Source organism: Embleya sp. NPDC020886, from assembly GCF_044333915.1.
Classification (GTDB): Bacteria; Actinomycetota; Actinomycetes; order Streptomycetales; family Streptomycetaceae; genus Embleya.
The window spans coordinates 16,608-38,148 of sequence record NZ_JBIRRX010000022.1 but is presented as its reverse complement, the minus strand read 5'-3'; the positions used below and the strand labels follow the sequence as shown (position 1 = coordinate 38,148).

2 protein-coding genes are annotated in these 21,541 nt (G+C 74.9%); both read right to left on the bottom strand.

Annotated elements, in window-relative coordinates:
• Nucleotides 1–210: 210 nt before the first annotated feature.
• On the bottom strand, nt 211–11,469 hold the full coding sequence (locus ACH4U8_RS42210; protein WP_395783647.1) for a type I polyketide synthase: 11,259 nt from the start codon (nt 11,467–11,469) through the stop codon (nt 211–213).
• Nucleotides 11,466–21,539: a type I polyketide synthase gene (locus ACH4U8_RS42205; RefSeq protein ID WP_395783761.1), complete on the bottom strand. Its 10,074-nt coding sequence runs from the start codon at nt 21,537–21,539 to the stop codon at nt 11,466–11,468. The genes ACH4U8_RS42210 and ACH4U8_RS42205 overlap by 4 nt, the downstream gene beginning before the upstream one ends.
• Between the last annotated feature and the right edge of the window lie 2 nt (nt 21,540–21,541).

The window sequence follows — 21,541 nt, the reverse complement described above, 5'->3', positions numbered from 1 at the left end:
CCGTTCGCGGGGTGGGGCGGGGGGCGGGGGGGGGGGGGGGGGGGGGGGGGGGCCGGCGGTTCGTGGGGGGGGGGGGGGGGGGCGCCCCCCCCCCCCCCCCTCCCCTTTTCCTGTCCGCACCGCCGAAACGATGATCGGCCCCGCCGGTGTGCCCGGCGGGGCCGATCATCGGGTGCCCGGCCGACGTGTGGCGTCGGGCCGGGCCGGGGGTCAGGACTCGCCGGCTCCCTCGAGGGCCAGCCGGATGAGTTCGTCGGCGTCCATCAGCGCGATCGACGCGCCGGCGTCGGCGGCCGGCGGGTCGCCGACGCGCAGCGCGGCCGGCTCCGGCGCGGCGCCGTGCTCCGGGGTGCTCTCCGGTGCGTCGGCCGATTCCGGCGCGAGGTCTTCGAGCAGCCGCCGGCCGAGTTCGGCCGGAGAGGGGTGGTCGAAGATCAGCGTGGCGGGCAACCGCAGTCCGGTGTCCGCGGTGAGGCGGTTGCGCAACTCCACGGCGGTGAGCGAGTCGAAGCCCAGGTCCCGGAAGGCCCGGTCCGGATCCACCGCGCCCGCCGAGCCGTGGCCCAGGACCGCAGCGACATTGGCCCGAACCAGGTCGACGAGCAGTTCCTCGCGGTCCGCCGAGGACAGCCCGGACAGGCGCTGTGCCAGGGAGGGGCCGGTCGCCGTCGCTTCGGTCGACGCGGTGCGCCGGGCCGGCCCTCGGGCGAGGCCGCGCAGGATCGGCGCCACCCGGCCGGTCCGGAGCACACTGCCGTCGATGCGCACCGGGGCCAACAGCGCCTCGTCGCTGCCGCGGGCGGCGTCGAAGAGGGCGAGTCCCAACTCGGGCGCCATCGGCAGGATGCCGCCGCGCCCCATCCGGGCCAGGTCCGCCTCGGCGAGTTCGCCGGTCAGCCCACTGGCCCGGGCCCACAGACCCCAGGCCAGCGAGGTGGCGGTCAGGCCATGGGCGCGCCGGTCCTGGGCAAGCGCGTCCAGGAACGTGTTGGCGGCGGCGTAGTTGGCCTGTCCGGCGCTGCCGACCAGACCCGCGAGGGAGGAGAAGAGTACGAAGGCGGAGAGGTCGTGGTCGGCGGTCAGTTCGTGCAGGTTGATCGCGCCGTCGACCTTGGACCGCAGTACCCGGGCCAGTCGCTCGGCCGTCATCGACTCGACCATGCCGTCGTCCAGGACACCGGAGGCGTGCACCACGCCGGTGAGCGCACGTCCGTCCGGGATGCGGGCCAACACCGCGGCCAACGCCTCCCGATCCGCCGCGTCACACGCCTCGACGACGACGTCCGCGCCGAGTTCGGTGAGTTCGGCCGCCAACTCGGCCGCGCCGGGCGCGTCCGGGCCTCGACGGCCGGCCAACACCAGGCTTCGCACGCCGTGTTCGACCACGAGATGGCGGGCCACCAGACCACCCAGGGTGCCGGTTCCGCCGGTGATCAGCACCGTGCCGTCCGGGTCGAGCGGCACCGGCATCCGCAACACCAACTTGCCCACGTGCCGCGCCTGCGACATGAACCGGAACGCCTCCGGCGCCCGCCGCACATCGAACGACCGCACCACGATCGGCACGAGCGCACCCGATTCGAACAACGGCAGCAACACCGCGAACAACTCCGCGACCCCGTCCGCACCGGCCGCCTCGACCAGATCGAACGCCTCGTACGAGACCACCCCCGGATGCGCGGCTCGGACCACGTCCACGTCCCGCACGTCCGTCTTGCCCATCTCCACGAACCGGCCGCCGTCGGCCAACAACCGCAACGAGGCGTCCACGAACTCACCCGCAAGCGAGTTCAACACCACATCCACACCACGACCACCGGTCGCCGCACGGAACCGCTCCTCGAAGCCCAGAGTCCGCGACGAGGCGATATGCGCATCGTCCAGGCCCAAGCCTCGCAACGCGTCCCACTTGCCCTCACTCGCCGTCGCGAACACCTCCGCACCCAGATGACGCGCGATCTGCACCGCCGCCATCCCCACACCACCCGCACCGGCATGGATCAACACCGAATCGCCCGCGCCCAACCGGCCCAGTCGAGCCAGCCCGTAGTACGCCGTCAGGAACACCACCGGCACCGACGCCGCCTGTTCGAAGGACCAACCGTCCGGCACCTTCGCCAGCATCCGGTGGTCGGCGACGGCATGCGGGCCGAAGCCGCCGGCGAACATCCCCAGGACGCGGTCCCCGGCCTCGAATCCCGGTACCCCGGACCCGACTTCGGTGACCACGCCGGCGCCTTCGCCGCCCATCGTGGCAGCATCCGGGTACATCCCCAGGGCGATCAGCACGTCCCGGAAGTTCAGGCCCGCGGCCCGTACCGCGATCCGCACCTGCCCCTCCCCCGGTGCCCCGTCCGCCGGGGCGACCGAGGCCGGGACCAGGGCGAGGTTCTCCAGTGTCCCGGCTCGGATCGTGTCCAGCCGCCACGGGCCGGCCGGTGGCAACAGGGCCGCGGACCCGCCGATCCGACCGAGTCGGGGGGCATACAACGCGCCGTCACGCACCGCGAGTTGCGGCTCGCCCAGTGCGAGCGAGGCGCGAACCGCGGTGGGCGACAACGCCCGGGAGGCGGCACACGCGTCCGTGTCGATCAGGACACAGCGGTCCGGGTGCTCGCTCTGCACCGAGCGCACCAGCCCGACGATCGCGGCCCGGCCGAGGTCGGCGACGGTTTCCCCGGGCCCGGTGGCCACCGCGCCGCACGTGCGCACCACGAGGCGGGAGTCGGCCAGGCGGGGGTCCGCGATCCAGGATCGGAGGTCGGCCAGGGCCCCGGCGGTGCTCGTGTGCACCCGCTCGGCCAGGCTCGCGGGCTGCGCGGCGGGCTCCCCCGGGATGCCGTCGCTCGGCGTCAGGAAGGCGAAGTCCGGTATCGGCGACCCCGCTTCGACGGCGGCGCCGAGGGCGGCGGGGTCCGGGTACACGGCCGGGACGATGCCCGCGTCGGCGAGATCGGCGAGCAGGTCGTCGACGCCCGGGGTGCCGGGTGTGCCGAGCACCGCCCAGGTGTCCGCGGCGGTGCCGGTGTCGGGTGCGGTCACCGACTTCCAGTCGACGGTGAACAGCGCGTCGCGGGTGACGTCCCGACCGCCGGCGATCCGATCCACGGCGACGGGGCGCAACACGAGCGAGTCGACGCGCAGGACGGGGGCGCCCGCATGGTCGGCCACCAGCACGGTGACCGTGTCGGTGCCCTCGGGGATGAGCCGCACCCGCAGCCGCCGGGCGCCGGAGGCGTGCAGCGCGACGCCGGTCCAGGTGAACGGCAGCAAAATCCTGGCGTCCCGGCCGCCGGAGCCGGCCAGGCCGTACGCCTGGAGCGCGCCGTCCAACAGGGCCGGATGCAGGCCGTATCGCCCGGCCTCCTCGCGTTCGCGTTCGCCGAGGGCGACCTCCGCGTACACCTCGGTGCCGACCCGCCAGACCTGTTGCAGGCTTTGGAAGGCGGGCCCGAAGGCGTAGCCGGAGTCGCGGGCCTGCGTGTAGAAGTCGGCGGTGTCGAGCGGGACGGCTTCCGCCGGCGGCCAGGTGGTCAGGTCGAAGTCGGCGCTGCCGGCGGTCGGGGCGAGCAGGGCACTGGCGTGCCGTTCCCAACCGGCGTCGTCCTCGGCCCGATCGGCGGCGGGGCGGGAGTGCACGGTGAGACCGCGGCGGCCGGTGTCGTCGGGCGGACCGACCACGATCTGGATCCGTACTCCGCCGGTCGGCGGCAGGATCAGCGGGGCTTCCAGGGTCAGTTCGTCGAGTCGGCCGCAGCCCGCCTCGTCGGCCGCGCGGATCGCCAGGTCCACGAACGCGGTGCCGGGCAGCAGGACGGTGCCGGCCACGGCGTGGTCGTCGAGCCACGGGTGGGTGCGTCGGGAGATCAGGCCGGTCAGGACCAGGTGGCCGAGGTCGGACAGGGTGGTGCCGGCCAGCAGCAGCGGGTGGTCGACGGGGGCGAGTCCCAGTTCGCCGGCGTCGCCCGCACCGGACCGGCCGGTACCGGACTCCAGCCAGTATCGCCGGTGCTGGAACGCGTAGGTCGGCAGCGGGATGCGTCGGCCGAAGCCGGTGCCCAGGACCGTGTGCCAGGCGACCGGCAGTCCGTGCACGTGGGCCTCGGCGAGCGAGCCGAGGAATCGTTCGACGTCCGGCTCGTCGCGGCGCAGCGTGCCGAACGCCACGGCGTTGCGGTCCGTTTCGTCGAGTACCTCCTCGATGCCGGCGACCAGCACGGGGTGGGCGCCGACCTCGACGAACGCGGTGTGTCCGGCTTCGACCAGGGCGCGCACGGTCTCCTCGAAGCGCACGGTCTGCCGGAGATTGCGGTACCAGTAGTCGGCGTCGAGGTCGGTGGTGTCCAGCCGGCCGGCAACGACCGTCGAGTGGAAGGGGATGCGCGCCGGGCGCGGTTCGATCCCGGCGAGCACGTCGGCGAGCCGGTCGCGGATCTCCTCGACGTGCGCGCTGTGCGAGGCGTAGTCGACGGGGATGCGGCCGTGCCGGACACCCTCGGCCTCGCACTGGGCGATCAGTTCGTCCAGGGCCGCGGTGTCGCCGGAGACCACGGTGGAGCCGGGGCCGTTGATCGCGGCGACCGACAGCCGTCCGTGCCATCGGTCCACGCGGGCGGTGACCTGCGCGGCCGGTTCGCCGACGGAGAGCATGCCGCCGCGGCCGGACAGGGCGGTGATGGCCCGGCTGCGCAGGGCGGCGATTCGGGCGGAGTCGGCCAGGCTCAGGGCGCCCGCGATGTAGGCCGCGGCGATCTCGCCCTGCGAGTGTCCGACCACGGCGGCGGGTTCGACGCCGCACGAGCGCCACAGTTCGGCCAGCGCGATCATCACGGCCCACAACACGGGCTGGAGCACGTCGACGCGCGCGAACCACGCCTGGGCGGTTTCGGCGTCGGCACGCAGCACCTCTTCGAGGGACCAGTCCACGTACGGGGCCAGGGCCTGCTCGCAGGCGGCGATCTGTGCGGCGAACACCGGTGCGCCGTCCAGTAGTTCGAGTGCCATGCCGGCCCATTGCGAACCCTGGCCGGGGAAGACGAACACGACCCGTTCGCCGTGCCGGGCCTGGCCTTGGACGACCGAGGCGGCCGGGGTGCCTGCGGCCAGGCTCGCCAGCCCGTGCAGCAGCCCCTCGCGGTCGTCGGCCCGAACGACGCCGCGATGCGGCAGGGCCGAGCGGGTGGTGTGCAGCGAGTGGGCCAGGTCGGGCAGCGCGATGCCGTGCCCGGAGTCGTCGTCCAGGTGGGCGGCCAGCCGGGCGGCCTGGGCGCGCAGTGCCTCGGGGCTTTTCGCGGAGACGAGGAACGGCAGGACGGTGGGGTCGGGCAGTACGGGTGTTTGGGAATCCGGCTCCGACTCCGACGCGGACGCGGGTTCGGCCGGGCCGGCGTGCGCGTCGATCGTCTCGGGGGCCTGCTCCAGGATCAGGTGCGCGTTGGTCCCGCTGATCCCGAAGGACGAGACGCCGGCGCGGCGCGGTTCCGCGCCCGCGGGCCAGTTCCTGGCCTCGGTCAGCAACTCGACGGCACCGGCCGACCAGTCCACGTGCGGGGTCGGCTCGTCCACGTGCAGGGTCTTGGGCAGCACGCCGTGGCGCATCGCCATCACCATCTTGATGATCCCGGCTGCGGCGGCGGCCGACGTGGTGTGCCCGATGTTGGACTTCACCGAGCCGATCCACAGCGGCCGTTCGGGGTCACGACCACTGCCGTACGTGGCGATCAACGCCTGGGCCTCGATCGGGTCGCCGAGGGTGGTGCCGGTGCCGTGTGCCTCGACCGCGTCGATCTGCTCGGCGGCCAGCCCCGCATCGGCGAGGGCGGCCCGGATCACCCGCTGCTGGGAGGGGCCGTTGGGCGCGGTCAGCCCGTTGCTGGCGCCGTCCTGGTTGATCGCGCTGCCGCGGATGACGGCGAGCACCGGGTGGCCGTTGCGGCGCGCCTCGTCGAGCCGTTCCACCAGCAGGATGCCGACGCCCTCGGACCAGCCCATGCCGTCGGCCGACGCGGCGAACGGCTTGCAGCGTCCGTCGCCGGCCAGGGCCCGCTGTCGGCTGAACTCCACGAAGCCGCCCGGCGTCGAGGTCACCGACACGCCGCCGGCCAGGGCCAGCGAGCACTCGCCGCGGCGCAGCGCCTGGACCGCCAGGTGCAGCGCCACCAGCGAGGACGAGCAGCCGGTGTCCACGGTCAGCGCCGGGCCTTCGAGGCCGAACAGGTAGGACAGCCGCCCGGAGATCACACTGCCCGCGTTGCCGGTGAGCACGTAGCCCTCGATGCCTTCGGGCATGCGCGCCACGTCGGTGCCGTATCCGGTGGGGGTGCCGCCGACGAAGACGCCGGTGGCGCTGCCGCGCAGCGCGTCCGGATCGATGCCCGCGCGCTCGAACAGTTCCCACGTGGTCTCCAGGAGGAGACGTTGTTGCGGGTCCATGGCGAGTGCCTCGCGGGGGCTGATCCCGAAGAAGTCGGCGTCGAAGTCCCCTGCGGCGTCCAGGAATCCGGCTTCGTTGGTGTAGAAGGTGCCGGGCCGGTCGGGGTCCGGGTGGTAGAGCCCTTCGACGTCCCAGCCGCGGTCGGTGGGGAACCCGCCGACGGCGTCGGTGCCGGCCGCGATCAGGTTCCAGAACTGTTCCGGGTCGGTGACGCCGCCGGGGAAGCGGCAGGCCATCGCGACGATCGCCACCGGCTCGTCGTCGCGGATCGCCGATCGCGCGGCGGGAAGGGCGACACGATCCTGGCTACCACCGAGCGAGATCAGGATGTGTTTGGCGAGCACCTGCGAGGTGGGGTAGTCGAAGACCAGCGTGGTGGGCAGCGCCAGGCCGGTCTCGGCGTTGAGCCGGTTGCGCAGGTCGACGGCGGTGAGCGAGTCGAAGCCGAGGTCGCGGAAGGCCCGGTCGGCGGGCACGGCCGCGGGGGCGGTGTGGCCCAGGACCTTGGCGACCTGGGTGCGGACGGTGTCCAGGACGATCGCGTCGCGTTCGGCGGGGGTGACCTCGGCGAGCCGGCGGGCCAGGTCGCTGTTCGCGGCTGCGCCGTCGTCGCGGCCCGCGGCCGCGGTCGTCACCCGTTGGGCGTCCGGGAGTTCGCTGAACAGCGGGCTGGGCCGCAGGGCGGTGAAGCCGGTGATGAATCGTTCCCAGTCGATGTCGGCGGCGACCACGACCGTGTCGTCCAGTTCCAGGGCGCGGTCCATCGCAGCGATGGCGGTGCGCGGGTCGATCATGCGTACGCCGCGGCTGGCCAGGATCTCGTGGGCCCGCTCGTCGTCGGCCATGCCCGCGCCCGCCCACGGACCCCAGACGATCGAGGTCGCGGTCGCGCCGCGCGAACGGCGGTGTTCGGCCAGCGCGTCCAGGTAGGCGTTCGAGGACGCGTAGACGCCCTGCATGCCGCTGCCCCACAGGCCGGAGATCGAGGAGAAGAGTACGAACGCGTCGAGCGGTCGGTCGCCCAGGACGCTGTCCAGCACCGCCGCACCGGCCACCTTGCCCGCGGCGAGCCGGGCGCTCTCGGCCAGGTCGGTGTCGGCGAGCGCGCTGGCCTGACCGAGGCCGGCCGCGTGTACGACCACCCGTAGCGGCGGGCCGTCGGCGTCGATCTCGGCGACCAGTCGGGTCACCGCGTCGTGGTCGGCCATGTCACACGAGGCGACGGTGACCTGTGGGCCCAACGCGGCCAGTCGGTCGGCGAGTTCGCGGGCGCCGGGGGCGGCGGGTCCGGCCCGGCTGGTCAGCACGAGTCGCTCGGCGCCGTTCTCGGCGGCCCATTGCGCGACCTGGGCGCCCAGCCCGCCGGTGCCACCGGTGACCAGGACGGTCCCGGTGGGCCGCGGGTCGCGCACCGGTGTCCGGTCGGCGGCCGAGGCGCGGACCAACCGGCGGACCAGGACGCCGGAGTCGCGCACGGCGACCTGGTCCTCGCCGGAGGCACCGGCCAGGACGCCGACCACACGGGCCCAGGCACGGGCGTCGGGCCGGTCGGGCAGGTCGACCAGCCCGCCCCACAGTCGGGGGAACTCCAGACCCACCACCCGGCCGATGCCCCAGACCCGGCCCTGGGCCGGGTGGGTCAGCGCGTCCCAGGTCGCCACCGAGACCGCGCCGCGGGTCAGGCACCACAGGGGGCCGCCCGGTTCGGTGTCCGCGAGGGCCTGGGCCAGCACGATCGTGGCGGCCACGCCGTGCGAGAGCGCCGGGTGATCCTCGCGGGCCCGTTCCTCCGGACCCAGCAGCGAGATCACCCCGGAGAAGCCCTCGTCCGGCGACTCCGCGCGGACCGCGGCGATCCGCTCGGCCAGCGGTCCGCGGTCGACGTCGGCCGCGATGACCGGCAATTGCACCACCCGCGCGCCGTGTGCGCTCAGCGCCGCCACGCACTGCGCCGCGAGGGTCGGGTCGGTCGCGTCCTCGGCCGACACCACGAGCCAGGTGCCGTCGAGCCGCGCGCCGCGGGTGTCGGTCGCCGGGCGCCAGATCACCCGGTAGCGCCAATCGTCGACGGTCGCGCCGAGGCGGCGGCCGTCGCGCCAGGCGGCCAACGAGTCGATCGCCGGCGCCAACTCGGCCCGGCCGGACGCGCCGGTCACCCCGAGCATGGTCACCAGGGCATCGAGGTCACGGCCTTCGACCGCCGCCCAGAAGCGCGCCTCCCCCGGCGTCGCACTCGCCTCGGCGTCGGCGGGCACCACCACCTCGACGGGTGCGGACTCCAACCAGAATCGTTCGCGCTGGAAGGTATAGGTGGGCAGGTCGGTCCGGGCCGCACCGGGCCGGGCGAGCAGCGCACTCCAGTCCACGTCGACGCCGCTCGCGTACGCCCGGGCGAGGGCGGTGACGAAGCCCGCGGTGCTGTCCTGGTCGCGGTGCAGGGTTCCCAGTGCGAGCGCCCGGGCGTCGGCGGCTTCGATCGTGCCCAGCAGGGCCGTGGTCAGTACGGGGTGGGCGCTGGCCTCGATGAACGCGTCGTGGCCCTGCCGGAGCAGCAGCCGGACCGTCTCCTCGAAGCGCACGGTCTCGCGCAGGTTGGTGTACCAGTACTCCGCGTCCAGGGTGCCGGTCTCCACCCGGTCGGCGGTCACCGCCGAGTAGAACGGCACCGCGGCCGCGGTCGGTCGGATGTCGGCCAGCTCGATCAGCAGCCGTTCGCGGATCGACTCGACCCGGGCGGAGTGCGAGGCGTAGTCCACCGGGACCCGGCGCGCCCACACGTCCGCGCGCTCGCAGTCCGCGAGCAGTTCGTCCAGGGCGGCCGACTCGCCGGACACCGTCACCGATGCCGGACCGTTGACCGCGGCGACCGAGATCCGGCCGGCGTAGTCCGCGAGCAGTTCCGCAACCCGCTCGGCGGGGGCGCCGATCGAGGCCATTCCGCCGTCGCCGGGCAGCGCCAGGATGGCCTTGCTGCGCAGTGCCACGACCTTCGCGCCGTCCTGCAGCGACAACGCGCCCGCGACGCACGCGGCGGCGATCTCGCCCTGCGAGTGGCCCACCACCGCGGCGGGCTCGACCCCGAAGGAGCGCCACAGTTCGGCCAGCGCCACCATCACCGCCCACAACACGGGCTGGACGATGTCGACCCGGTTCAGCCACTCCTCGGATTCCGAGCGCAGGATCGCCGTCGGCGACCAGTCCACGAAGGGCGCCAACGCGCTCTCGCAGGCGGCGAACCGCTCGGCGAACACGGGTGCGGAGTCCAGCAGTTCGGCGGCCATGCCCAGCCACTGCGAACCCTGGCCGGGAAACACCAGCACCGGTCGCGTCACCGAGCGGGCCGTGCCGCACAGCACGTGTGGTCCGGGCTCCCCCGCGGCGAGCGACTCCAGGCCGGTGAGCAACTGCGCGCGGTCGGCGGCCAGGACGACGGCTCGATCGTCGAGGGCGGAGCGGTGCACGGCCAGGGTGAGGGCGATGTCCGGCAGCGTGCTGCCGGGCTCGGTCCGCAGGTGGCGGGCCAGTTCGCCGGCGTGGGCGCGCAATCCGGCTTCGCCGCGGGCGGACACCACGAAGGGCAGCGGCCCGGACCGGGCGTCGTGCGGCGCGCCGGCGACCGGGCCGTCCTCGGCCTGCGGATGGGCGGGCTCGGGGCGGTCCTCCTCCAGGATCACGTGGGCGTTCGTACCGCTGGCCCCGAAGGCGGACACGCCGGCCCGACGCGGTTCGCCGGCCGCCGGCGGCCAGGCGACGGTGTCGGTCAGCAGTTCGACCGCGCCGGACGACCAGTCCACGCGCGGCGTCGGCTCGTCCACGTGCAGGGTCCCGGGCAGCGTGCCGTGGCGCATCGCCATGACCATCTTGATCACGCCGGCCACTCCGGCCGCGGCCTGCGTGTGGCCGAGGTTGGACTTCACCGCGCCCAGGCGCAACGGCCGGTCGGGCGCGCGGCCGGGCCCGTAGCTCGCGATCAGCGCCTGGGCCTCGATCGGGTCGCCCAGCCGGGTGCCGGTGCCGTGCGCCTCCACCGCGTCGATGTCCGCGGGAGCCAACCCCGCGTTGGCGAGCGCCTGTTCGATCACCCGCTGTTGCGAGGGGCCGTTGGGCGCGGTCAGGCCGTTGCTCGCGCCGTCCTGGTTGACCGCGCTGCCGCGCACCACCGCCAACACGGGGTGGCCTCGGCGGCGCGCGTCGGAGAGCCGTTCGACCAGGAGCATGCCCACGCCCTCGGCCCAGCCGGTGCCGTCGGCCGCGGCCGCGAACGGCTTGCACCGTCCGTCGGCGGACAGTCCGCGCTGGCGACTGAACTCGATGAACGCGGCCGGGGTGGCCATCACGGTGACCCCGCCGGCCAGCGCCATCGTGCACTCGCCGCCGCGCAGCGCCTGTACAGCCAGGTGCAGTGCCACCAGCGAGGACGAGCACGCGGTGTCCACGGTCACCGCGGGGCCTTCGAGGCCCAGCACGTAGGACACCCGACCGGACATCACGCTGCCGACGCTGCCGGTGAGCGCGTAGCCCTCGACGCCCTCGGGCATGCGCTCCACGCCGGCTCCGTAGCCGGTGGGGGTGCCGCCGACGAACACGCCGGTCGAACTGCCCTTCAGGGTGCGCCGGTCGATCCCGGCGCGTTCGAACGCCTCCCAGGAGGTCTCCAGGAGCAGCCGCTGCTGCGGGTCCATCGCCAGTGCCTCGCGCGGCGAGATGCCGAAGAACGTCGGGTCGAACTCGCCCGCGCCGTCCAGGAATCCGCCCTCGTGCGCATAGCTGGTCCCCAGGTGGTCGGGGTCGGGGTGATACAGCTCCTCGACCGGCCAGCCGCGGTCCAGGGGGAACCCGCCGACCGCGTCCACCCCGTCGGCGACCAGTCGCCACAGGTCCTCGGGCGAACGGATGCCGCCGGGATAGCGGCAGGACATGCCGACGACGGCGATCGGCTCGGGTCGTTCCAACTCCGCGATGCGGGCGTGGGCCCGCTGGAGGTCGACCGTCGCGCGCTTGAGGTAGTCCCGCAGCCTGTCTTCGCTGCCGCTCATGAGGGGTCACCTTTCGGGGCCTGCCCGGGGGCTTCGAGATGGTGGTCGAGCAGGGCGAACAGTTCGTCGTCGGAGGCGGTCTCGACGCCCGCCCCGTCCGATGCCGCGAGGTCGTCCCGGTCCAGTGCGGCGAGCCGTTCCACGAAGCGCCGCATACGCAGCGCGACCCGGGCCCGGACCTGCGGATCCTCGTCCGCCACCCGGCCGAACGCGACCTCCAGCCCGTCGAGTTCGGCCAGCACCGGGGCGAGTACCGAGACGTCGTCGCCGGTCAGCGCGGCCCGCAGCCGGGTGGCCAGGTCGGTGGGGGTGGGATGGTCGAACACCAGCGTGCTCGGCAGGTCGACGCCGGTCGCCCGGCTGAGTCGATCCCGCAGTTCGACGGCGGTCAGCGAGTCGAACCCCAGGTCGCGGAACGCCTGGTCGGCCTGCACTCCGCCGGCCGAGGTGTGGCCCAGTACCGCCGCGACCTCGCCGCGCACCAGGTCCAGCAGGATCGTCTCGCGCTCCACGGCCCCGGCCGCCGCCAGCCGGCCGGCCAGGCCGGGGTCGGCCGCACCCGGGCCGCCGGCCGGAGCGGCCCGCGCGGCGAGGGCGGCGCCGACCTCGGGCAGGTCGCCCAGCAGCGGGCTGGGGCGCAGCGAGGTGAAGCGCGGCGCGAAGGTGTGCCAGTCCACGTCGGCGACGACCACGTCGGTGTCCGCCAGACCCACCGCGTGGGCCATCGCGGCCACGGCGTCCGCTGCGGGCATCGCGCGCAGGCCGCGCCGGGCGAGTTGGTCCCCTTCGTCGTGCTCGGCCATGCCGCCGCCGCCCCACGGTCCCCAGGCGATCGAGGTCGCGGTCAGGCCGCGGGCGCGCCGGTCCAGGGCCAGCGCGTCCAGGTGTGCGTTGGCGGCTCCGTACACGCCTTGCGCGCCGCTGCCCCAGACGCCGGCGATCGAGGAGAACAGCACGAACGCGTCCAGCGGTCGATCCGCCAGCACGGCGTCCAGGTTGACCGCGCCCGCGGCCTTGCCCGCGGTGATCCGGGCGGAGTCGACGAACGAGGTGTCCGTGATCGGCGCGGCCTGGGTCACCCCGGCGGCGTGCACCACCGCGCGCAGCGGCGGCCCGTCGGCGTCGATCCGGTCCACCAGGCGCCGCACCGCGCTCCGGTCGGCCACGTCGCAGGTCTCGATCAGCACCTGGGCGCCGAGCGCGGTCAGTTCGGCCGCGAGCTCCTCGGCTCCGGGGGTGTCCGCGCCCCGGCGGCCCGCCAGGACCAGGCGTTGCGCGCCCGCGGTCGCCGCCCAGCGCGCCACGTGCGCGCCCAAGCCGCCGGTGCCGCCGGTGATCAGGACGGTGCCCGCGGGCTGCCAGGCGGGTTCGTCGGTCGCGGCCGGCGACGCGGCGCGGGCCAGCCGGCGTACCTGCACGCCGTCGGGGCGGATCGCCACCTGGTCCTCGGCGCCGTGGGCGATCACGTCCACGAGCCGGGACCAGACGTCGGCGTCCTCGGCGGGCGCGTCCGGGCCGGCGTCGGCCGAGGGCCGGGCCGCGACCGGGAGGTCCACGAGGCCGCCCCAGCCGCCGGGCAGTTCGAGCGCGGCACCACGACCGAGCCCCCAGATCTGGGCCTGATCCGGGTGCACGACCGGATCGCCGGCCGAGGTGGACACGGCGCCGAAGGTCAGGCACCACACCCTCCCGCCCGGGTCGGCGTCGGCGTGGGCCTGCACGAGGGCGAGGGTGGCCGCCGGCGCGTGGTTGAGACCGGGCAGGTCGGCCCGTTCACCCGGCAGGTCGGCCAGGAGCGAGAGCACCCCCTCGACGGCGCCGCAGCCGCGCAGCCGCTCGGCTAGCTCGGCCCGGTCGTAGCGCGTCGCGTCGACATCGAGCCGGCGCACCACCGCGCCGCGCCGTTCGAGGGCCCGCACGCACGCGTCCGCGTCCGGGCTCGCCGGCCGGCTCACCACCACCCACGTGCCGAACGGCTGCGCGCCCGAGTGTCCGGCCCAGGGTGTCCACCGGGTGCGATAGCGCCAGGTCTCCGGGTCCTGCGACGCGCCGCCGGGGCGGGAATCGGGCAGCGGGTCCAGCCAGTAGCGCTGCCGCTGGAACGGATAGGTGGGCAGGTCGACCGCGTCGCCGCGGCCGGTGAGGAGTACGGGCCAGTCCACCGGTGTCCCGTGCACGTGCAGCGCGCCGAGCGCGGCGACCGACGTGGCCCGTTCCGATCGCCCCCGGCGCAGCACCGGCACGGCGGGCATGTCCGCGGTCGGGCCCACACATTCGCGGGCCATCGCGGTCAACACCGCGTCCGGGCCGACCTCCAGCAGTATCGACCCGCCCCGGGCGGCCACCGCGGCGACACCTTCGGCGAAGCGCACCGGCTCGCGGACCTGGCGCACCCAGTAGTCCGGGTTCGTCAACTCGCCCCGGTCGGCGAGCGTGCCGGTGAGGTTGGCGACCACCGGGATCCGCGGGTCGGCGTACGAAACCCCTTCCAGGACCGTGCGGAACTCGGCGAGCATCGGCTCCATCCGGGCCGAGTGGAAGGCGTGGCCGACCGCGAGTCGCTTGGTGCGGCGACCCTGCTCGGCGAACCGGGCGGCGACGGCCAGAACGGCGTCCTCGTCGCCGGAGAGCACCACGGACGTCGGCGCGTTGACCGCGGCCACACCCACCGCGGCCGACCCGTCCAGCGCCGCCCGCACCTCGTCCTCGGGCGCCTGCACCGCGACCATCGCCCCACCGGCCGGCAACGCCTGCATCAACCGCCCACGCGCCGCCACCACCGCCGCCGCGTCCTCCAGCGACCACACCCCCGCCACATGCGCGGCGGCCAGTTCGCCGATCGAGTGCCCGAGCAGGAACCCCGGCCGCACACCGAACGATTCGATCAACCGGAAAAGCGCCACCTCGACCGCGAACAACCCGGCCTGGGTGAACACCGTCTCGTCCAACAAACCCTCGGTACCCGCCACCCCGAACACCACATCCCGCACCGAGTGGGCGACGTGTCCGGTCAGTTGCCGGTCCAACTCGAACACGGCGGCATCGAACGCCTCCGCGAACACCGGGTAGACGTCGTGCAGTTCACGCCCCATGCCGACCCGCTGACTGCCCTGCCCGCTGAACAGGAACACCGGGCGTCGGTCCGTGCGGGCCGGGCCGACGGTCACCCCGCCGGCCCGGCCGTCCGCCGCGAGGTCGGCGAGCCCGGCGAGCAACTCGGCCCGGTCCGCGGCCGTCACCACGGCGCGATGGTCGAGCGCGGTACGGGTGCCGGCGAGCGCGGCGGCCAGGTCGGCGGGCGCGAGGTCGGCGCCGGCGCCTTCGAGGTGCGCCCGCAGCCGTTCGGCCTGGGCCGCCAGGGCCTGCGGGGTCTTGGCGGAGAGCAGGTACGGCAACACCCCCGCATCGGCGCGGGGTTCGGTGGGCGCGAGGTCGGCCGGGTCGGGCGTGCGGTATTCGAGCACGGTGTGTGCGTTGGTCCCGCTGATCCCGAACGCCGACACCGCGGCGCGGCGCGGGCGGCCGGTGTCCGGCCAGGGGCGTGCCTCGGTGAGCAGTTCCACCGCGCCCTCGGTCCAGTCCACCTGCGGTGTCGGGGTGTCCACGTGCAGGGTTCCGGGCAGCACGCCGTGCCGCATGGCCATCACCATCTTGATCACCCCGGCCACCCCCGCCGCGGCGGTGGTGTGCCCGATGTTGGACTTGAGCGCGCCCAACCACAGCGGCTCGCCCGGGGGCCGTTCCCGGCCGTAGGTGGCGATCAGGGCCTGGGCCTCGATCGGGTCGCCGAGCGCGGTGCCGGTGCCGTGTGCCTCGACCGCGTCCACCTCGCGGGCGGTCAACCGGGCATTCGCCAGGGCCTGCCGGATCACCCGCTGCTGGGACGGACCGTTGGGCGCGGTCAGGCCGTTGCTGGCGCCGTCCTGGTTGACGGCCGAGCCGAGCACGGTGGCCAGCACGCGGTGGCCGTTGCGCCGCGCGTCGGAGAGTCGTTCGACCAGCAGCATGCCGATCCCCTCGGACCAGCCGGTGCCGTCGGCGGCGGCGGCGAACGGCTTGCAGCGGCCGTCGGCGGAGAGCACCCGCTGCCGGCTGAAGTCCACGAACAGTCCGGGGTTGGCCATCACCGTGACGCCGCCGGCCAGCGCCATGGTGCACTCGCCGGCCCGCAGCGCCTGGACGGCCAGGTGCAGCGAGACCAGGGACGAGGAGCACGCGGTGTCGATCGTGACGGCCGGTCCCTCCAGGCCGAAGGTGTAGGCGAGTCGGCCGGAGGCGACGCTGGCGGCGTTGCCGGTGCCCAGGTAGCCGCCGAGTTCGTCGGGCACCTCCATGCCGGCCAGGTAGCCGATGTTGGCGGCGCCGACGAAGACCCCGGTTGCCGAGCCGCGCAGCAGGTCGGGGTCGATCCCGGCCCGCTCGAACACCTCCCAGGAGGTCTCCAGCAGGAGGCGCTGCTGCGGGTCCATCGCCAGTGCCTCACGCGGCGAGATGCCGAAGAAGCCCGCGTCGAAGTCGGCCGCGTGCTCGACGAAGCCGCCCTCGCGCACGTAGCTGGTGCCGGGGTGGTCCGGGTCGGGGTGGTAGAGGCCGTCGACGTGCCAGCCGCGGTCGGTGGGGAATCCGGTCAGTCCGTCGCGGCCGTCGGCCAACATCCGCCAGAGGTCCTCGGGCGACCCGACGCCGCCGGGGAATCGGCAGGCCATCGCCACGATCGCGATCGGTTCGTGTTCGACCCCGCGGGCCGCCGCGGCGCGCGGGGCGACGGTGGCGGTCCCGGTCGTGGTGCCGAGCAGTTCGGTGCGCAGGTATCCGGCGAGCACGGCGCTGGTCGGGTAGTCGAAGACCAGGGTGGCCGGCAACCGTCGTCCGGTCAGCGCGGCCAGCCGGTTGCGCAGGTCGACCGCGATCAGCGAGTCGAAGCCCAGGCTCTTGAACGGGCTGTCGACGTCCACGGCTTCGGGGTCGTCGTGGCCGAGCACCGCGGCGACCTGGGATCGCACCAGGCCGATCAGGGTGCGTTCCTGTTCGGGCGTGTCCAGGGCGAGCAGGTCGTGCACGAAGCGCTCGGCGACCCGGCCGCCGCCGGCGGCGGCCGACGCGGTGCGCCGCACCGGGCCGCGGACCAGGCCGCGCAGCAGGCCCGGGAGCACCCCGGCGTCGGCCTGGGCGCGCAGGGCGGCCCGGTCCAGCCGCAGGGGCACCGCGAGCGGCTCGTCGGCCGCGGTCGCCCGGTCGAACAGGTCCAGCGCGGTCGCCGAGGACAGCGGGACGACGCCGGACCGGGCCATCCGCCGCAGGTCGGCCTCGGCGAGCCGGCCGGTCATGCCGCTGGCCTGCTCCCAGAAGCCCCAGGCCAGCGCGACGGCCGGCAGTCCCCGCGCGTACCGGTGCTGGGCAAGCGAGTTGAGGAACGCGTTGGCGGCCACGTAGTTGCCCTGGCCCGCGCTGCCGAGCACGCTCGCGGCCGAGGAGAACAGCACGAACGCGGACAGGTCGTGCTCGTGGGTCAGTTCGTGCAGATTGATCGCGGCGTCGACCTTGGGCCGCAACACCGCGGCCAGCCGCTCGGGAGTCAGCGATTCGATGACGCCGTCGTCCAGGACTCCGGCGGCGTGCACGATCGCGCCCAGCGGCCGGTCCGCCGGGATCTCGGCGAGCAGTCGGGCCAGGGCCGGCCGGTCGGCGGCGTCGCAGGCGACGATCTCGGCGGTGGCGCCGAACTCGGCCAATTCGGCCCGCAATCGGGCGCAGCCCTCGGCGTCGGGTCCGGTACGGCTGGTGAGCAGCAGGTGCCGTACGCCGTGCGTGGCGGCCAGGTGGACGGCGATCAACCGGCCGAGGGTGCCGGTGCCGCCGGTGATCAGGACGGTGTCGCCGGCCCGGAACGGCCGGGTCGCCGGGTCGGCCGGATCGTGCCGGGCGGCCAGGCGCGCGCCGAGCAGGTCACTCCCGCGCACCGCGACGGCGGGTTCACCGCAGCCCGGCACCGCGGCCAACCCCCTCGCCCGGAGCCCGGGTTCGACGGCGGTCAGGTCGGCCAGCACGAATCGCTCGGGGTACTCGGTCTGCGCGGAGCGCACCAGGCCCCACGCCGTGGCCGAGCGCAGGTCCGGCACGCCCTCGCCCGGTGCGACGGCCAGCGCGCCGCGCGTGGCCACCACCAGTAGGGACGTCTCGAAGCGGGGGTCGTCGACCCAGGTGCGCAGCACCGGCAGCAGCTCGCCGGCGGCGGCGTGGGCCGCCGCCGTCAGCGGTGCGTCGCCCGGCTCCACCGGATACACGACGGTGTCCGGCACCGCGGCGCCGGAGTCCAGCGCGGCGCCCAGTGCGGCCAGATCGGCGAAGGCGTGTACGTAGGCACCCGCACCGCGCAGCGCGTCCGCCAGGCCGCGGGGGTCGGTGCCGAGCACCGCCCAGGTCGCGTCGTCCGCCCCGGCGTCCTCGACGGCGGAGCCGATGTTCACCCAGTCGACCCGGTAGAGCGCGTCGTGCCCGGGCCCCGGGACCGGTCCCGACGTCGAGGAGCCGGGTCGGCCGGCGACGGTGCCGATCCGGGCCACCGGCTGCCCCGTGGTGTCGGCCAACGACAACGTGTGCCGAACACCGCCGTCCGGGCCCTCGACTCGGCGCAGCCGCACCCGTACGGCCGTGGCGCCGGCCGCGTACAGCGCGATGTCGGCGAACGTGTCGGGCTCGGCGGATGCGTCGTCCCACCGGCGCAGGTGCAGTGCGGCGTCCAGCAGCGCGGGATGCAGGCCGTACCCGCCGGCGTCCTTGGCCTGCTCGTCGGGCAGGGCGATCTCGGCGAAGAGTTCCTCGTCCCGCCGCCACAACGCGCGCAGGCCGGCGACGGCGGGATCCGGGGTGTGCCCGGCGGCGGCCGAACGCTCGGGCCGGGCGCCGGGGTCCAGGGGTTCGGCGCCCGGCGGAGGCCAGCTCTGCTCGTCGGCTTCCGGGGCGGGCCGGCCGGGGCGCAGCAGGCCCTGTGCGTGCCGGGTCCAGGGCTGCGCGGCGTCCGCGTCGACCGGCCGGGAGAACACGGCGAGCGAACGGCGGCCGTCCGGTTCCGGGGCGCCGACCGCGACCTGGAGCCGGAGCGGGCCGGTCCCCGGTGACGACGGCGTCTGGAGGGACAACGCCTCGATCCGGTCGCAGCCCGCCTCGTCGCCCGCGCGGACGGCCAGTTCGATCAGGGCCGCGGCGGTCGGTTGCCCGGCGTCGGCCGGCCCGGGGTCGGCGGCGAGCCGGCCGGTCAGCAGCAGCCCGCCGCCGTCGGCGAGGGTCGCGGTGGCGCCGAGCAACGGATGCCCCGCCGGCAGCAGTCCGAGGCCGGCGGCGTCGCGAGCGGTGTCGGCGGGGGCCTGGAGCCAGAAGCGGCGGCGCCGGAAGGGGTAGGTGGGCAGGTCGACCCGGCGCGCCGGGGCGGGGCGGCCGGCGAACAGGTACCGCCAGTCGACGGTGAGCCCGTGCACGTGCGCGGCGGCCAGGGCCTCGGCGAAGCGGCCGGGCCCACCGGCGCCGCGCCGGAGCGTGTCGAGCACGACGGCGGGCGCGTCGGCGGCGCCGATGCCGTCCTCCAGCGCGACGGTGAGCACCGGGTGGGCGCTGATCTCGACGAAGGCGGTGTGCCCGGCGGCCAGCAGTGCGCCGACCGCTGCGTCGAAGCGCACCTGTTGCCGCAGGTTGTCGTACCAGTAGTCGCCGTCCAGCGCCGTGCCGTCCAGCAGCGCGCCGGTCGTCGAGGAGTAGTAGGGCACCGTGGCGCCGGTCGGCACGAGGCCGACGAGTTCCTTGCCGAGCCGGTCGCGGATCGCCTCGACCCGGGCCGAGTGCGAGGCGTAGTCCACCGGAACCCGGCGGGCCCACACGCCCTGGCCCTCGCACACGGCGAGGAGTTCGTCGATCGCGGGCTGGTCGCCGGCGACCGTCACCGAGTTGGGGCCGTTGACCGCGGCGACGGTCAGTTCTCCGTCGAGCGGCCCGATCAGCGCGTGGGCGCGGGAGGCGGACACCGACACCGAGACCATGCCGCCGGTGCCGGCCAGGTCCAGGATGGCCCGGCTGCGCAGCGCCACCACCTTGGCGCCGTCGGCCAGGGTCAGCGCGCCCGCGACGCAGGCCGCCGCGATCTCGCCCTGGGAGTGGCCCACCACGGCGGCGGGTCGCACGCCGTGGGTCTGCCAGAGCCGGGCCAGGGCGACCATCACGGCCCACAACACCGGCTGGACGACGTCGACCCGCTCCAGCCACTCCTCGTCCGGGGAGCGCAGCACCTCGGTGGTCGACCAGTCGACCCAGGGCGCCAACGCGTCTTGACAATCGGCGATCGAGGCGGCGAACTCGGGTGTGCTGTCCAGCAGTTCACGGGCCATCCCGGCCCACTGCGAGCCCTGTCCGGGGAAGACGAAAACCGGCCGCCGGTCCGATCCGGCGACGGCGACGGTGCCCTCGCCGCCGGCCAGCGCACGCAGCCGTTCGGCGAAGCCGTCGAGGTCCGCGGCGGTCAGGGCGGCCCGGCATTCCAGCGCCGACCTGGTGGTGGCCAGCGAGTAGGCGACGTCGTCGGGCGCGAGGTCGGGTTCGGCGGCGACGAAGGCGGCCAGGCGCTCGGCCTGGGCGCGCAGCCCTTCGTCGTCGCGTGCCGACAACACCCAGGGCGCGGGGGGCCGGGGCGCGGGTACGGGGTCCGGGGCGGGTTCGGCGGTCGACTCGGCGGCGGCCGGCGCCTGTTCGAGGATCACGTGCGCGTTGGTGCCGCTGATCCCGAACGAGGAGACGCCGGCCCGCCGGGGCCGGTCCTCGGTGTCGGGCCACGGTTGGGCCTCGGTGAGCAGGCGGACGGCCCCGGCCGACCAGTCGACGTGCGGCGACGGCTCGTCCACGTGCAGCGTCCGGGGCAACTGGTTGTGGCGCAGCGCGAGCACCGTCTTGATCACCCCGGCGATGCCGGCCGCCGCCTGGGTGTGGCCGAGGTTGGACTTGATCGCGCCCAGCCACAGCGGTCGATCCGGGTCGCGGTCCTGCCCGTAGGTGGCCAGCAGGGCCTGTGCCTCGATCGGGTCGCCGAGGGTGGTGCCGGTGCCGTGGGCCTCGACCGCGTCGATGTCGTTCGCGGTCAATCGGGCGTTGGCCAGGGCGTGCCGGATCACCCGGCGCTGGGAGGGGCCGTTGGGGGTGGTCAGGCCGCTGCTGGCGCCGTCCTGGTTGACCGCGCTGCCGCGCACCACCGCGAGTACCGGGTTGCCGTCGCGCCGCGCGTCGGAGAGCTTTTGCAGCAGGATCAGCCCGGCGCCCTCGGACCAGCCGGTGCCGTCCGCGGCGGCGGCGAACGCCTTGCACCGGCCGTCGGGGGCCATCCCGCGCTGCCGGCTGAACTCGCTGAACATGCCGGTGTTGGACATCACGGTGACGCCGCCGGCCAGCGCCATGGTGCACTCGCCGGCGCGCAGCGCCCGGACCGCGAGATGCAGGGCGACCAGGGAGGAGGAACACGCGGTGTCGACCGTGACGGCGGGACCTTCGAGCCCGTGGACGAAGGCGAGGCGACCGGACAGGACGCTGATGATGGTCCCGGTGCCCAGGTAGCCGCCGACGCTTTCCGGCACCTCCCGGAACCCGGTGCCGTATCCGGAGGAGCCGGCGCCGACGAACACCCCGGTACGGCTGCCCCGCAGCGCGGCGCGGTCCAGCCCGGCGCGTTCGAACAACTCCCAGCCCACTTCGAGCAGGACGCGCTGTTGCGGGTCCATCGCCAGCGCCTCGCGCGGGCTGATGCCGAAGAACTCGGGGTCGAAGTCGGCCGCATGGTCCAGGAAGCCGCCGTCGCGCACGTAGCTCTTGCCGGGGGCGTCCGGATCGGGGTCGTAGAGCCCCTCCAGGTCCCAGCCGCGGTCCCGGGGCAGCGGCCCGATCGCATCGCCGCCGGCGGCCAGCAGGCGCCACAGGTCCTCGGGCGAGGACACCCCGGCCGGGTAGCGACAGGCCATCGCGACGATCGCGATCGGCTCCGTCTCGCGCTGCTCGACGCGGCGCAACTCCGCCCGTGCGTCGTGCAGTTCCGCGGCCACCC